A 15,047-nucleotide genomic window follows, 5' to 3' on the forward strand; every position below is an offset into this window, starting at 1 on the left:
GAAACCTATGGATCGTCTGGATGCGATGAAGGTGTTTGTCCTTGCGGTGGACGAGGGCAGCCTCGCCGCCGCCGGCCGCAAGCTTGGCCGTTCGCCGGCGGCGGTGAGCCGCGCCATTGCTTTCCTGGAGCAGCGGGTCGGTGCCGAGCTGCTGCACAGGACCACACGCTCCATCAAGCTGAGCGAGGAGGGCGAGCGCTATGTCGCGGTCTGTCGCCGCGTGCTCACCGAGTTGGAGGAGGCCGACGACATCGCGGCCGGGCCGCGCACGGCGCCCCGCGGCTTGCTCACGATCACTGCGCCTGTGGTGTCGGGTGAGATGGTGCTGCGGCCGATCCTCGATGCGTTTCTCGATGCCTATCCGACCGTCTCGGCAAAACTCCTGCTGTTCGATCGCGCCGTCAATCTGATCGAGGAGGGGGTCGACGTCGCGCTTCGCATCGGTCATCTCGCGGATTCGGCAATGGTCGCGATGCGGGTCGGCGAGATCAGCCGCGTCGTGGTAGCATCACCGCGCTATCTGAAGCAGCACCCGCGCATCACCGAGCCCGGCGACCTCGCCAAGCACCAGATCGTCGCGATGGCGCACCTTCCCAATTCCTGGACCTTTGCACCGCAGGCCGGGTCGTCGGCCGCCCGCACGGTGCAGTTCACGCCGCGGCTCGTCGTCAACAGCACCTATGCGGCGGTGGCCTCGGCCGTCGCCGGCCGCGGTGTGGCGCGAATGTATTCGTACCAGGTAGGTGAGCAGGTTGCGCGCGGCGAACTCGAGATCGTCCTGGCCGGCCACGAGGATCCCGAGATGCCCGCGCATTTGATCTGTCCGCAGGGCCGGCTCTCGGTACCGAAGGTGCGGACCTTCACGGACTTTGCGGTGCCGCGGCTGAAGAAACAGTTTGCTCGGCTCAAGAACGGCATCACTGCCCGGTGAGCCGCTGCGGGCACGGGCAATGCGTTGTTTTGCGTATACGGCGGGTCGGGTGAATCGGCCATGTTGCCCGAACGGTTAACGCCGGATTAACCGCGGAGTCCTAGCCTGTCTCGGCCGGGGTTACTTGCAAGGCCGAGGTGAGCCCAATGGAAGCCCAGAGAATCGCGGTCGACGCCGTCGTGGCGTTGACCAATTGCGACCGCGACGCCGTCATCGCGTTCATCCGCCGCCTGTATCTTGCCGGCGTCACCGACCCCAAGCGCCTGACCTTCAAGGGCCTCCAGGCCCTGTCACGGGCCTGATTCGGCTCGGTTCGGCCTCAAGTTCCCAGCCGTGATGTCCGGAGCGTGATTGCAACCCACCGGCGAATATCTTGCCGCTCGGGCCGCGTCGGGATAGATCACGTCCCCGGTTGAATCACCGGGGAACGGGGGAGATGTTAAAACAGCTTTTTGCGCCGCAACTCGTCATTCTCTATGTGCTGGCGGCATCGACGATCTACGTTCATTTCCGCGGCAAGCAGCGGCTGCGCTTAGCGCGCCAGCTCGGGGACCACTCCACCTATCTCGCGCCCTACAATGTGCTGATGTACGCGGGCTCGGCGGTGCCGAACAACCCGGTGATCCCGGTGGAGCAGTTTCCGGAGCTGAAAGCCCTCAGCGAAAATTGGGAGACCATTCGCGACGAGGCCGTTCGCCTGTTCGACGAAGGCTTCATTCGCGCGGCGGCGAAGAACAACGATTGGGGCTTCTATTCGTTCTTCAAGAGCGGCTGGAAACGCTTTTACCTGAAATGGTACGATGACTTCCTGCCTTCGGCGCGCACGCTGTGCCCGAAGACGGTGGAGCTGCTCAACTCCATTCCGAGCGTGCATGGTGCGATGTTTGCGATGCTGCCGCCGGGCGGCAAGCTCGGCGCCCACCGCGATCCCTTCGCCGGTTCGCTGCGCTACCACCTCGGTCTTGTCACGCCGAACTCGAACAAGTGCCGCATCCTGGTCGACGGCGTCGAATGCGTCTGGCGCGACGGCGAGGCCTTTATGTTCGACGAGACCTTCATCCACAGTGCGGAGAATGCCACCGACGTCAACCGCATCATCCTGTTCTGCGACGTCGAGCGTCCGATGAAATACGGCTTCATGACCGCGATCAACCGTTGGGTCAGCCACCACATCGTCAAGGCCTCTGCAACCCAGAACGTCGACGGCGAGAGCGTCGGCCTGCTCAACAAGGTGTTCGGCAAGCTCTATGAGATCCATCTTGCGAGCCGCAAGGTCAAGGAATGGAATCGCAACGTCTACTACACGCTCAAATATTCGCTGACGGCGCTGATCCTCGGTCTCATCGTGCTGTCGGCATTGCGGTGATCGCCTTTAGTGACGGTGCTTGTGTTGTTCGGAGTCATCAGGGCGTTGGTAACCGCGCAGCTCCGCGTATCGCTGCATTTGGCTCTGATCGAGCAAGGCAGTTGTCGATAGATGGTATTTGAGGTGGCTTTCGCGGAGCAGTGCCTGGGTTTCCGAAATGGCCACGAGGGCCGCCTTGAGTGACTCCGATGTCACGACGCGGGCGGAGAAGAGGCGGTCCAACTCCGCTTCCTGCTCGACCAGCTTGTTACCCAGCGGGACCGCCTCTTGCTTCATGGCATCGAAGAGGCGCTGAACCCGGATGCGCTGATCCGCGGTCAAATCAAGCCGATCACCGAGCTCGAGAACATGGCTCGGACCGGGATATCCATTGAGCTCGGCGGCAAGTGCCAGGCCCATGCCACGTCCGACTCGCAGATCGTCGATCTGCTGCGGCGACAGCGCCTTGATGGGGCGATGCTCAAGACCGGCATAGGGCTGACTGGACTGCGCACTGGCAACGTTGCACGAGACGATAAGCATGGCTGCAAGCAGGAGAAGGCGTCTCATGAGTCTGGCTCCATGAAATCGGCCCGGCTCGTCGATCGATCTCCACCGGTGCTCTCCACATATCTTGCTGGACGGTTCGCCTCATGGCAACAAAGATTGCCGCGATTGAGTTGCCGAACATGGAGCAGACGATGGCCTCCTTGCCGACCGCGAATACCGAGATCACGCAGTTCTTTCAGCACTGGCTGGAGACCTTGGCGGGCTATGTCCGCGAGGTCGACTATGCTTCGGCGCGGCCGCTTTTCCATCCGGAAGTGCTGGCCTTCGGCACGCACAATGACGTCATTCCCGGCCTCGACCAATGGGTCACCACGCAATGGGACAACGTGTGGCCGAAGACGTCCGACTTCCGTTTCGTCATCAACCAGGCCTCGGTCCTGGCATCGTCCGATGACACGATAGCGACCGTGGTCGTGCCGTGGACGAGCACGGGCTATCATCCCGACGGCAGCGCGTTTCCACGCCCCGGCCGGGCCACGATGGTGTTTTCAAGACATAGCGATGGTTGGCTATGTGTGCATTCCCACATGTCCCTCAATCGGGGTGTGCCGCAGACAAGCCACGCCAATCGGCCGGTGAAGGCTTGGTAGTGCCGCCGGGCTTGTGGGCCGACTAAAGTTTTACCCTCTCATTCCAGCTCGGTTGGAACCCTTGGAACCCAATGTCGTTTTTTCAGCAACAATAACAGGTGAAACCACGCAAGCGGGGGCCTATCTGAGGATGCGCTCCCATGGCAACCCTTGATCTCGACGCCACCCGACTTACCGCCCCCGAGCATCAGCGCCAGCTTCGCCGCGCCGTGATCGCCTCCACAATCGGGACTGCGATCGAGTGGTATGACTTCTTTCTTTACAGCACCGTCACGGGTCTGGTTTTCGCAAAGCTCTTCTTTCCTCACTCCGATCCTTGGGTCGGCACGCTGGAGGCGTTTGCGATCTACGCGGTCGGATTCGCCGCGCGGCCCGTCGGCGCGGCAATCTTTGGCCATTATGGCGACCGCATCGGACGTAAATCCACGCTGATCGCGACCTTGCTCTTGATGGGACTGGCGACCGCTGCGGTGGCCGTGGTGCCGACCTATGCCAGCATTGGTATCTGGGGCGCCGTGATCCTGACCGTGCTGCGGTTCATTCAGGGCGTCGGAGTCGGTGGTGAGTGGGGCGGCTCGGTACTGATGTCGATGGAATGGGCGCGCAACGATCGATCCCGTGGATTGATCGCATCATGGCCGCAGTTCGGTGTGCCCTGCGGGCTTTTCCTCGCCAATCTTGCCGTGCTGGTGTTCAGCCAGATGGCGGGTGATCAGTTCCTGGCATGGGGCTGGCGTATTCCCTTCGCGCTCAGCATCATCCTGGTCGGCGTGGGCCTCTATATCAGGCTCGGCATTCTCGAAACCCCGGTGTTCTCTAGGCTCGTGGCCGAACGCCAGGTCGATCGCACGCCGATGCTCACGGTGATCCGGGAATACCCGAAGGAGATTCTACTGTCTGCCTTTGCGCGCATGTCGGAGCAGGCGCCGTTCTACATCTTCACGGCCTTCGTGTTCTCCTATGGCATCGGCACCCTGCACGTATCGCGCGACTTCCTGCTGACCGCGGTGCTCTCGGCCTCCGTGCTGTCGTTCGTGTCGATCCCGCTGTGCGGACATATCTCCGATCAGATCGGCCGCAAGAACATGTATATGCTCGGCGCTGCCGTGACGGGCATCTTCGGCTTCGTCTATTTCGCCATGCTCAATACGGGGTCGCTGACCATCATCTTCCTCGCGATCATCCTGTCGCTGATTCCGCACGACATGCAGTATGGACCGCAAGCCGCCTTGATCGCCGAGAGCTTCACCGGACGCCTGCGCTACAGCGGCTCCTCGCTAGGCTATCAGCTCGCATCCGTGATCGCCGGCGGCCCCGCACCGCTGATCGCTACCTGGCTGTACGGCACGTTCCACTCGGCGACCGCGATCGCGATCTACATAGCGATTTGCGCGGTCGTGACGCTGGTGGCGACCGCGATGATGACCGATTACACGGGAAAGGACATCAACGCCGCGGGGGCGTACGAGCGACGAACTTGAATCCGCAAAAAAGCCCCGGACGCGATGCCCGGGGCTTTGCTGTCCCGTGATCTCGAGCTCAGCCTTATTCCGGCTGACCGATGCTCACCTTCAGCGTGCCGACGCCGTCGACGCCACATTCGAGCTTGTCGCCGGGCTGGAGCTGCGACACGCCGGCCGGCGTACCCGTCATGATGATGTCGCCGGCGGCGAGCTTCACCTGCTGCGAGAGCTGCCAGATGATCTCGGGCACGTTCCAGATCAGCTCTGTGAGGTCGCCCTTCTGCGCTTCCTTGCCGTTGACCGTGAGCCAGATCTTGCCCTTGGCGGGGTGGCCGATCTTCGATGCCGGCTGCACTGCGGAGCAGGGCGCCGAATAGTCGAACGACTTGCCGACCTCCCACGGACGCTCCTTCTTGCGCGAGGCGATCTGCAGGTCGCGGCGGGTCAGGTCGATGCCGACGGCATAGCCGTAGACATGGTCGAGCGCCTTGTCGGCAGGAATGTTGAGGCCGCCGCTCTTCATCGCGACGATCAGCTCGACCTCGTGATGAAGATCCTTGGTCAGCGGCGGATAGGGAATGGTGGCGCCGTCGGGCACCAGCATGTCGGCGTGCTTGGCGAAGAAGAACGGCGGGGCGCGCTCGTCATTGCCCATCTCGCGGATGTGCTCGAGATAGTTGCGGCCGACGCACCAGATGCGGCGCACGGGATAACGGCCGCTTTCCCCGATGACGGGAAGCGAAGCCTGGGTCGGAAGCGGGATGACGTAGGAGGCGGCGTTCATGGTGCGATCTCGCTGCTCTTGAGGTTGAAGGGAACTCTATGCGGTTGCGCTGATCGGCGCCAGAGCACCGGCGTCGTGATGTTGCAGGCGGAAGAACGAGGCGTAGCGGCCGCCGCGGCGGAGCAACTCGTCATGCCGGCCCTGCTCGACGATCTCGCCGCCCTCGACCACCAGGATCGCATCGGCGTGCATAATGGTGTGCAGGCGGTGCGCGATCACGATGGTGGTGCGGTTCTGGCAGAGATGCTCGATCGCCTCCTGCACCTGCCGCTCGGACTCGGAATCGAGCGCGGCGGTGGCTTCGTCAAGCAGGATGATCGGCGCGTTCTTGATCAGCGCGCGCGCAACCGCGATGCGCTGGCGCTGGCCGCCGGACAGCTGCGTGCCGTGCTCGCCGACGGGCGTGTCGTAGCCGAGCGGGAAGCCCATGATGAAATCATGCGCGCAGGCCGCCTTGGCGGCGTCGATGATCTGGTCTTCAGTCGCGCCCGCGCGGCCGAACGCGATGTTGCTGCGGATGGTGTCGCGGAACAGATAGACGTCCTGACCGACATAGGCGGTCTGGGCCCGCAGCGATTTTCGCGAGACCGCGCCGATCGACTGGCCGTCGATCACGATGTCGCCTTGCGTGACCTCGTAGAAGCGCAGCAGCAACCCCAGCACGGTCGATTTGCCGCCGCCGGAGGGGCCGACCAGCGCAGTGACCTTGCCGGGCTCGGCAACAAAGCTCATGCGATTGAGGACCGTCTCACCGTTGCGATAGGAAAAGCTGACCTCGCGCAGCTCGATGCGCGCAGTCGACAGTTTCAGCGCCGGCTTGTCGTCGTCGGAATGCTCGCTCGCGGGGCTGTCGACGACTTCCAGCAGCATGCGGGCGCCAACGAGCTGGCTGTTGAGGTCGATGTTGAGCCGCGCCAGCCGCTTGGCCGGCTCGGTCGCCATCAGGAACGCGGTCATGAAGGAAAAGAACGCGCCGGGCGTGGCGTTGAGGGCGACTACGCTATAGCCGCCGTAAAGCAAACAGCCGGCGACCGCGAAGCCGCCGAGCATCTCCATCAGCGGATTGGAGCGGTTGGCGACGCGAGCCATCTTGTTGGCGTTGCGCTCGACGATCGCGATGTTCTCGTCGATGCGGGTCTGCATGGTGTCTTCGAGCGTGAATGCTTTCACCGTGCGGATCCCCTGCAGCGATTCCTGCATCGTCTCGAGGATGTCGGCGGTGCCGGTGAACTGGTTGTAGGCGAGCCCCTTGATGCGCTTGACCAGCTTGCGCAGCACCAGCATCGCCGGTGGCACGGCGACGAGGCCGATGAACGACATCACCGGATCCTGCCACACCATCACGCCGATCATGGCGAGCAGCATCATGAGGTCGCGCCCGACGGCGTTGACCAGCATGTTGAGGACATCGGTGATGGACTTCGCGCCGGCCGTCAGCCGCGCCAGGAATTCCGACGAATGCCGCTCGGAGAAGAATCCGACGCTCTCGCGCATCAACTTGGCGAACAGCTGGCGCTGGTTGGTGGCGAGGATGGCGTTGGAGATCTTGGTCAGGATCACCATGTGGCCGTAGGTCGCCACGCCCTTGATGAAGAGCAGGATCACGGTGATGCCCGAGAACATCGCGATGCCCGGGATGTTCTTGTCGACATAGGCCTGGTTGATGACCTGGCCGAGCACGTAGGTCGCGCCCGCGGTCGATCCGGCGGCAAGCGCCATCAGCGCGAAGGCGACGAGGTAGCGCCGCCAGTAGATGATCCCCTGTTCCGTGACCAGGCGGCGAATCAGCACCGCAGCCGCATAGGGATCGTCGGTGATTTTCTTTGGAAACTGAGCCATCCGCAGTCCATTGACGGCACAGGAATAAGCCTGCCCGCGCGTCAGGGATCGAGCGGCCTCTGTGCCCGCTAAGCCAGCGCTTTTCAAGCCCAATTAAGGGCTTGCGCCCGGATGGAATCTAGGCCGAGGCGGCCTGGCGGAGCTCGCCGTGGCGCTCGCGGAACAGCTTGTCCTCCCACGCCAGCGCATGCGCGGCGATGGTCTCGAGGTCGTCGTATTGCGGCTTCCAGTCGAGCAGGCCCCGGATCCGGCTGGTGTCGGCGACCATGGTCATGATGTCGCCGGGCCGGCGCGGGGCGTATTGCACGGCGAAGCTGCGGCCCGACACACGGCGCACCGCGTCGATGGTCTCCAGCACCGAGTAGCCGCGGCCATAGCCGCAATTGAGCGTCGTCGAGGCGCCGCCGTTGCGCAAATAAGCGAGCGCCGAGCGATGCGCCTGCGACAGGTCAGTGACATGGATGAAGTCGCGGATGCAGCTGCCATCCTGGGTCGGATAGTCGGTGCCGAACACGTCGATCTTGGCGCGCTGGCCGGTCGCGGCTTCCACCGCGATCTTGAGCAGGTGCGTGGCGCCGACGGTGGCCAATCCAATGCGCGCCTGCGGATCGGCGCCGGCGACGTTGAAATAGCGCAAGGTCACGTATTGCATGCCGTAGGCGGCGGCGACGTCGTGCAGCATGATCTCGGTCATCAGCTTCGACGAACCGTAGGGCGACAGCGGCCGTGTCGGCGCATGCTCGGGCACCGGCACCTGGTCCGGATCGCCGTAGACCGCCGCGGTCGAGGAGAAGATGAAGCGGTCGATGCCGCGCTTGACCGCGACGTTGAGCAGGTTGCGCGCGGTCGTGAAATTGTTTCGGTAATAGCCGAGCGGATCGCGCATCGAATCCGGCACGACCACCGAGCCCGCGAAATGGATGATGCTCTCGATGTTGTGCTGGGCGATCACGCCCTCGAGCAGGTTCTCGTCGCCGGCATCGCCAATGAACAGCGGCACGCCTTCGGGCAGATAGGACGAGAAACCGGTGGAGAGATCGTCGATCACGACGACGTCCTCGCCGGCTTCCGTCAGCGCCAGAACCGTGTGGCTTCCGATATAGCCGGCACCGCCGGTGACAAGCACAGTCATGATCTCACCCGTCTTCGATCAACGCTCCAAGCTAACGTTTACGTGGTGAAGAGTGGGTATCGGCGCGGCTGAACTGGTCACTATGCTTAATGTTGCGTATAGGGACTTTCGAAACGGAGAGTGGCGTGGCGAATTCCCCAGGCGATCTCGAAGTGATCGTGCCAAATCTGCACAGGCGCTATTCCGGGGTCACCGCGACCAACCGGATGGTGGCGCCGCGGCTGGCAAAGCTGTTTCGCGCCGCGTGGTTCGGCTCCGACGCGCCGGAGGGGATCGCACGCCTGGGCGGTGCCGATCTCCTGAGATTGTGGCGCCGCAAGGTGCCGCTGATCTGGCACGCGCGCCGCAACAACGAGATGATCGCGGGTGTGCTGTTGCGCGCGCTCGGTTGGCCGCTCAAGCTCGTCTTCACCTCGGCGGCACAGCGCCATCATAGCTGGATCACGCGCTGGCTGATCCGGCGCATGGACGCGATCATCGCGACATCAGATCTTTCGGCCTCGTTCCTGAAGGTGAAGGCGACAGTGATTCCGCATGGCGTCGACACCGCAATCTATGCGCCGCCGCTCGACCGCACTGCTGCCTTCGCGGAAACCGCGTTGCCGGGCCGCTATGCGATCGGCTGCTTCGGCCGGGTACGCGCGCAGAAGGGCACCGATGTGTTCGTCGATGCGATGTGCCGCTTGCTGCCGCGCTTTCCGGATTTCACCGCAATCATCGTCGGCCAGGTCACACCGGAGCAAACCGTTTTTGCAAACGACCTGAAGAAGCGGATCGAGGCCGCCGGCCTGCAATCGCGCATCGTCATCATCGGCGAGCTGCCGATCGAAGACGTGCAGCGCTGGTATCAGCGGCTGACGATCTACGCCTTCACCTCGCGCAACGAAGGTTTTGGCCTGACATTGATCGAGGCGATGGCGGCTGGCAGCGCGCTGGTCGCCGCGCGCGCCGGGGCGGCCGAACTCGTGGTCGAGGATGGCGTGACCGGCGTGCTGATCCCGACCGGTGATGCGGACGCGCTGGCTGCAGCGGTCGAACCGCTGATGCGTGACGTGGCCGCCGCGATCGCTATGGGCGAGCGCGGGCGGGCACGGGTGCTCGCGCAATTCAGTCTCGATGCGGAGGCGTCACGGATCGGGGACGTCTATCGGCCGCTGCTTTGAGCATCGCCTTCAGGGCAGCAAGCAAAAAAACTCGAAAACAACCCCATGCACAGTAGCCGGGGTCAACGAAATCAATGGCTTGGCCGGCATCCCGACGCTGCGGATTTTACGAAGCCGATTGACTCGTCGGGCAAAACACCGGTATGATGTCATCGTCGGCATAGCCTCGACGGCCTTCAGGTCGAAGCCCTTGTCCCCACCCCACCCAGTACCCGCTGCGCAATCTCCACCACCTCGCTCGCCGCGATATCTCGCATGCAGCGGTGGTCGTTCATCTTGCAGATCGTGCTCTGGCAGGGTTGGCAGGAGAGCACGCTCTTGTCCTGCACCACGGTCGCGGCGAGGCCGTTGAGGGGGGCCCAGAGATAGGGGCTGGTCGGCCCGAAGATGCCCATGGTCGGCGTGCCCAGGGCGGCTGCGATGTGCATCAGGCCGGAATCGTTGGAGATCGCGACGCCGGCTGCAGCCATGGCCAGCACGCCGTTGCGCAGATCATTGCCGGTGAGGTCCCGGACCCCCGGGCCGCCGGCCGCGACGATCTCCTGGGCCAGGCCCTTTTCCCCGGGACCGCCGACAACCCAGACCTCAAGGCCGCGCTCGGCCAGCAAGCGGGCGGCCTCGGGATAGTAGGTCCAACGTTTTGAGACGCCGACCGAGCCGGGGGCCAGCGCCACCGCGGCGCCGGCGCTGAGGCCATTGGCCTGCCGCCAGCGGACGATGTCCTCGGCCTGAACCCGCAACTGCGGCACCGGCCATTCCGGAGGCAGCGGGGCGCCATCGGGCTGGGCGAGGGCGGCGTTCTTGTCGATGAAGCGGGGCAGCTTCTTTTCGCCCCAGCGCCAGCGATTGAGCAGGCCGAATCGGAACTCGCCCACGAAGCCGACCCTTTCCGGAATCCCGGCCAAAGCGGGCGCAATGGCGGCCTTCCAGGTCCGGGGCAGCACCAGGGCGGTGCCGTAGTTCCGCTCGCGCAGGAGCTTCGCCAGGCCGAGCTGACGGCCCACGGCGAGCCGGCCGCGCGGCAGGTCCCAGACGATCGCTTCGCGCACGCCGGGCATGTAATCGACCAAGGGCGCACATAGGGAGGTCGTGAGCAGATCGACCGGCCGGTTCGGCCAGCGCTCATTCAGGACCCGCACGACGGTGTGATTCCGGACGAAATCGCCGATCCACATGTAGGGGACGATCAGGATCGGGCGCGTGTCGCCCTGATCTGCCTCCCCACTAAATTGCGAATCTTGGTTCATTCGTTAAAAAGGCCGGGGTGCGCTGATGTGGCGGTTCGGTTAGCCGCTCCGGGCCAGCAGGTAAAGCCGGCTGAGTGGCAATCCCAAAACCGCTTACACTTTGGCGGATCATGCGCTAGGGCAGAACCGGGCCGCAAAACTTCGGGCAGGCGGAATCTGGCAGGGAAGTTGGAATGTTGCTGGTGACCGGCGGGGCCGGTTTTATCGGATCAAATGTCGTCGCCGCGCTGAACGAGGCCGGCCGCAGCGACGTGGTCGTCTGCGATTTCCTTGGCAACGAGGGCAAATGGCGCAACCTCGCCAAGCGGCAGCTTTTGGATATCGTGCCGCCAGCTGAGCTGCCGGACTGGCTGCAGGGCCGCAAGCTCGATGCCGTGATCCATCTCGGGGCGATTTCCGCGACCACCGCGACCGACGGCGACCTGGTGTTCGAGACCAATTTCCGCCTGTCGATGCGCCTCCTGGACTGGTGCACGGCGAATGCGGTGCCGTTGATCTACGCCTCCTCGGCGGCGACCTATGGCGACGGCGAAGCAGGATTTGACGACGACAGCTCTGTGTCTGCACTGAAAAAACTGCGGCCGATGAACCTCTACGGCTGGAGCAAGCACCTGTTCGATCTCGCCGTCGCCAAGCGCGCCGCGAACGGCGAGAAGCTGCCGCCGCAATGGGCCGGACTGAAATTCTTCAACGTGTTCGGCCCCAACGAATACCACAAGGGCTCGATGATGAGCGTTCTGGCGCGCCGCTTCGACGACGTCAAAGCGGGCCGCGTCGTGCAATTGTTCAAGTCGCATCGCGAGGGCATCGCCGACGGCGATCAGCGCCGCGATTTCATCTATGTCGACGACGTCGTGCGCGTGATCATGTGGCTGCTGGCAACGCCCTCGGTGTCCGGGCTGTTCAATGTCGGCACCGGCAAGGCACGCAGCTTCAGGGACCTGATGCTGGCGGCTTATGCCGCGCTCGGCGCCAGCCCCAACATCGAATACATCGACATGCCCGAGCAGATCCGCGGCAGCTACCAGTACTTCACCCAGAGCGAGGTCGATCGCCTCCACCGCGCCGGCTACAATGGCGGTTTCACGACGCTCGAGGACGCGGTGAGGGCCTATGTCGGGGATTATCTCGACCGGCCCGACCGCTTCCGCTGAGGTCCATCACCATGCCGACGCCCATTCTCGATTTCGATGCCCTCGCGCAAGCCGTCTCAGGCTGCACGGTGCTGTGCATCGGCGACATCATGCTGGACGAGTTCGTCTATGGCGAGGTGTCGCGGATATCGCCGGAGGCGCCGGCGCCTGTCATCGCGGCCCAGCGCAGCGAGATCCATATCGGCGGCGCCGGCAATGTGGCGCGCAACGTCGCCGCGCTCGGCGCGCGCTGCATCTTCGTCGGCCTCGTCGGCGAGGACGAGGCGAGCAGGCAGCTCGCCTCGACGCTTGCGGAGCAGGGCGCCATCGAAAGCGTGCTGGTGTGCGATCCCTCGCGTCCGACCACGCGAAAAGTGCGTTTCGTCTCCGAGCATTTTTCCACGCACATGCTGCGTGCGGATTGGGAGCAGGCACAGCCTGCTTCCGATACGATCGAGACCAAGCTGATCGAAGCGATCCTGCCGCAGATCGCGCGCGCCGACATCGTGCTGCTGTCCGACTACGCCAAGGGCGTGCTGACCGCCCGCGTCATCCGCCACACCATCGACGCCGCGCGAAAACTCGGCAAGCCCGTGATCGTCGATCCCAAAAGCCTGAACTGGGCGATCTATCGCGGCGCGACGCTGCTCACGCCCAATCGCAAGGAATTTTCGGAAGCGACCCGAAGCCGCGCCGACACGCCGCAGAGCATCGTCGATGCCAGCGAGGACGTGATGCGGCTCGCCGATTGCGAAGCGATCCTCGTCACCCAAGGCGAGCACGGCATGACGCTGGTGCCGCGCAACGGCGAGGCCGTTCACGTTCCGGCGTTTCCGGTCAAGGTGCGCGACGTCTCCGGCGCCGGCGACACCGTTGCCGCGGCGCTCGCGGTCTCGCTCGCCACGGGCGCGGACTGGGACACGGCGCTTCGCATGGCCAGTGCCGCGGCCGCCGTCGCCGTCGGCAAGCAGGGCACCGCCAGCGTGAGTGCGGCCGAACTGAAGCGAAAGATCTTGCCGCATGCCTATCTCGCGGCCGAGGAGAAGATCGTGCTCGAGCCCGGCGCGCTCGACGCGCAGCTCGCGGAATGGAAGAAGCAAGGCCAGCGCGTCGGCTTCACCAATGGCTGCTTCGACATCCTGCATCCCGGCCACGTCAAGGTGCTGACAGCGGCGCGCTCCGCCTGCGACCGCCTGATCGTGGGGCTGAACAGCGACGCCTCGGTACGGCGGCTGAAGGGCGCCGACCGCCCCGTTCAGGACGAGCGAGCGCGTGCGGAAGTGCTGGCGGCGCTCGAAGCCGTCGATCTGGTCGTTATTTTCGATGAGGATACGCCGATCGACCTGATCACCCGCATCAAGCCGAGCGCGCTGATCAAAGGGGGTGATTACACCCGCGAGCAGGTGGTCGGCCATGAGGTCGTCGAGGCCGCGGGCGGGACCGTGGTGCTGGTCGACATTCTCCAGGGCTTCAGCACGACGGCGCTGGTTCATCGCGCGCGGGGAGAGGGCAAGTGACGACGCTCGCCGGGGCGACGACCGGCCAGGTGCTGTGGCGGCGTCTGCGCAGTCCGGCGGCCTGGTCCGAGACGGTCGATCTGTTTGCGATCCTGACTGCGGCCTCGCTGCCATGGTCGACGTCGCTTGCGGCGATATTCAATGTCCTGATGCTGCTCTGCATGGTGCCGTTCCTCGACGTCCGTGAGTTCCTGCAATCGCTCAAGCGTCCGATCTGTGCGGCGCCGATTGCGCTGGTCCTGCTCGCGCTGGTCGGGACGCTGTGGTCGGACGCGGCCTGGGGGGCGCGCTTCTACGCGGTCAATCCGACCGTCAAGCTGCTGGTGCTGCCGGTCCTGTTCTATCATTTTGCGCGCTCGCCGCGCGGACATTGGGTGTTCGTCGCCTTCCTAATGTCCTGCGCGCTGTTGTCGGTAATGTCCTGGCTCGTCGCCTTCTACCCAGACCTCGCGCTCAAATCCGACCGCGTCGAGCGCGGAATCTTCGTCAAGAACTACATCGACCAGAGCCAGGAGTTCACGCTTTGCGCGGTCGCGCTCGCCTATCCGATCGTGCAGTTGCTGCGCCAGAAGCGCTATTGGATCGCCGGGCCGCTCACGGCCCTTGCACTCGCCTTCTTCGTCAACATGGTGTTCGTGGTGGTATCGCGCACCGCGCTCCTCACCATTCCGGTCCTGTTCGGTGTGTTTGCGTTGCTTCATCTGAGATGGCGCAGCATCGCGATCATCTCCGCCGCCCTGCTCGCGGGCGCGGTTCTCGCCTGGCAGGCCTCGCCGCAATTGCGCAAGACCGCCGACAGCTTTGCCAGCGACTACACGCGCTATGTCGAAAAAGGCGCGCCGACCTCGGCCGGCTTGCGGCTCGAATTCTGGCGAAAATCCCTCGGCTTCTTCGCGGAGGCGCCGGTCAAGGGGCACGGCACGGGCTCGACGCGCGGATTGTTCGAACGTGCCGCGACGCCGGGCGATGCTCAGTATCAGGCGTCCGCCGAGGTGATCGGCAACCCGCATAACCAGACGCTGAACGTGGCCGTGCAATGGGGCATCATCGGGGTCGCCGCTCTCTACGCCATCTGGATCCTGCATCTGCTGTTGTTTCGCGGCGACGGGCTCGCAAACTGGGTCGGCCTCTTGGTCGTGGTCCAGAACGTCTTCACCTCGCTGTTCAACTCCCATCTGTTCGACTTCCACGAGGGCTGGATGTACGTCATCGGTGTCGGCGTTGCCGGCGGCATGGTGATCCGGGCCCAGCAGGCCGGGGCGAAAGCGGCGGAAGCAGGTTCCTGAACGGCCGGCCGGATGGCAAACCTTGACTGACAAGCCTTGACTGGCAT

At 64.1% G+C, this 15,047-nt stretch carries 14 protein-coding genes; 9 read left to right on the plus strand and 5 right to left on the minus strand.

From position 1 onward, the window contains the following. The first annotated feature begins 7 nt into the window (after positions 1-7). From IVA93_RS12530 to IVA93_RS12540, 3 genes are all read left to right on the plus strand, one after another. On the plus strand, positions 8-931 hold the full coding sequence (locus tag IVA93_RS12530; RefSeq protein WP_247367544.1) for a LysR family transcriptional regulator: 924 nt from the start codon (positions 8-10) through the stop codon (positions 929-931). A 146-nt stretch (positions 932-1,077) separates the two neighbouring features. Next, positions 1,078-1,233 carry a hypothetical protein gene (locus IVA93_RS12535; protein WP_247541661.1) on the plus strand — a complete coding sequence of 52 codons (156 nt, stop codon included), beginning with the start codon at positions 1,078-1,080 and terminating at the stop codon, positions 1,231-1,233. 134 nt (positions 1,234-1,367) lie between these two features. Then, the gene (locus tag IVA93_RS12540; protein WP_247541663.1) at positions 1,368-2,297 is read left to right on the plus strand and encodes an aspartyl/asparaginyl beta-hydroxylase domain-containing protein; all 930 of its coding nucleotides are present in this window, start codon (positions 1,368-1,370) and stop codon (positions 2,295-2,297) included. Positions 2,298-2,303: 6 nt separating this feature from the next. Here the strand turns inward: IVA93_RS12540 and IVA93_RS12545 are convergent, their stop codons facing one another. Continuing rightward, positions 2,304-2,846 carry a periplasmic heavy metal sensor gene (locus IVA93_RS12545; RefSeq protein ID WP_247541664.1) on the minus strand — a complete coding sequence of 181 codons (543 nt, stop codon included), beginning with the start codon at positions 2,844-2,846 and terminating at the stop codon, positions 2,304-2,306. A gap of 131 nt (positions 2,847-2,977) precedes the next feature. Between IVA93_RS12545 and IVA93_RS12550 the strand changes: the two genes are divergently transcribed. Together IVA93_RS12550 and IVA93_RS12555 are read left to right on the plus strand one after the other, a co-directional pair. After that, a complete protein-coding gene (locus IVA93_RS12550; RefSeq protein ID WP_247789920.1) occupies positions 2,978-3,436 on the plus strand; it encodes a YybH family protein in 459 nt (152 codons plus the stop codon). Between the two features lie 140 nt (positions 3,437-3,576). Continuing rightward, a complete protein-coding gene (locus IVA93_RS12555; protein ID WP_247370156.1) occupies positions 3,577-4,917 on the plus strand; it encodes an MFS transporter in 1,341 nt (446 codons plus the stop codon). 64 nt (positions 4,918-4,981) lie between these two features. Here IVA93_RS12555 and IVA93_RS12560 read toward each other — a convergent pair whose 3' ends face one another. The 3 genes from IVA93_RS12560 to galE form a co-directional block, all read right to left on the minus strand. Further along, positions 4,982-5,683 carry a fumarylacetoacetate hydrolase family protein gene (locus tag IVA93_RS12560; protein WP_247370158.1) on the minus strand — a complete coding sequence of 234 codons (702 nt, stop codon included), beginning with the start codon at positions 5,681-5,683 and terminating at the stop codon, positions 4,982-4,984. A 36-nt stretch (positions 5,684-5,719) separates the two neighbouring features. Then, entirely contained in the window at positions 5,720-7,522 is a 1,803-nt protein-coding gene (locus IVA93_RS12565) for an ABC transporter ATP-binding protein (RefSeq protein WP_247370160.1), read from the minus strand. A 118-nt stretch (positions 7,523-7,640) separates the two neighbouring features. After that, on the minus strand, positions 7,641-8,654 hold the full coding sequence (gene galE, locus IVA93_RS12570) for a UDP-glucose 4-epimerase GalE (protein WP_247789817.1): 1,014 nt from the start codon (positions 8,652-8,654) through the stop codon (positions 7,641-7,643). A gap of 125 nt (positions 8,655-8,779) precedes the next feature. On the opposite strand from galE, the gene IVA93_RS12575 reads away from it, so the two are divergent. After that, entirely contained in the window at positions 8,780-9,817 is a 1,038-nt protein-coding gene (locus IVA93_RS12575) for a glycosyltransferase family 4 protein (protein WP_247541665.1), read from the plus strand. 176 nt (positions 9,818-9,993) lie between these two features. On the opposite strand, the gene waaF is transcribed toward IVA93_RS12575, so the two are convergent. After that, complete coding sequence (gene waaF, locus IVA93_RS12580; RefSeq protein ID WP_247541666.1) at positions 9,994-11,064, minus strand: lipopolysaccharide heptosyltransferase II; 1,071 nt, start codon at positions 11,062-11,064, stop codon at positions 9,994-9,996. Between the two features lie 173 nt (positions 11,065-11,237). Between waaF and rfaD the strand changes: the two genes are divergently transcribed. Genes rfaD through IVA93_RS12595 form a run of 3 tightly spaced genes read left to right on the plus strand, consistent with a single transcriptional unit; the run spans position 11,238 to position 15,000 of the window. Further along, positions 11,238-12,218: an ADP-glyceromanno-heptose 6-epimerase gene (gene rfaD / locus IVA93_RS12585; RefSeq protein ID WP_247541667.1), complete on the plus strand. Its 981-nt coding sequence runs from the start codon at positions 11,238-11,240 to the stop codon at positions 12,216-12,218. Between the two features lie 11 nt (positions 12,219-12,229). Beyond that, positions 12,230-13,714, plus strand: coding sequence for a D-glycero-beta-D-manno-heptose-7-phosphate kinase (gene rfaE1, locus IVA93_RS12590; protein WP_247541668.1), 1,485 nt, complete (start codon positions 12,230-12,232; stop codon positions 13,712-13,714). Continuing rightward, entirely contained in the window at positions 13,711-15,000 is a 1,290-nt protein-coding gene (locus tag IVA93_RS12595; RefSeq protein ID WP_247541669.1) for an O-antigen ligase family protein, read from the plus strand. The genes rfaE1 and IVA93_RS12595 overlap by 4 nt, the downstream gene beginning before the upstream one ends. The last annotated feature ends 47 nt before the right edge of the window (positions 15,001-15,047 follow it).

Source organism: Bradyrhizobium sp. 155 (genome assembly GCF_023101105.1).
Lineage (GTDB): Bacteria > Pseudomonadota > Alphaproteobacteria > Rhizobiales > Xanthobacteraceae > Bradyrhizobium > Bradyrhizobium canariense_D.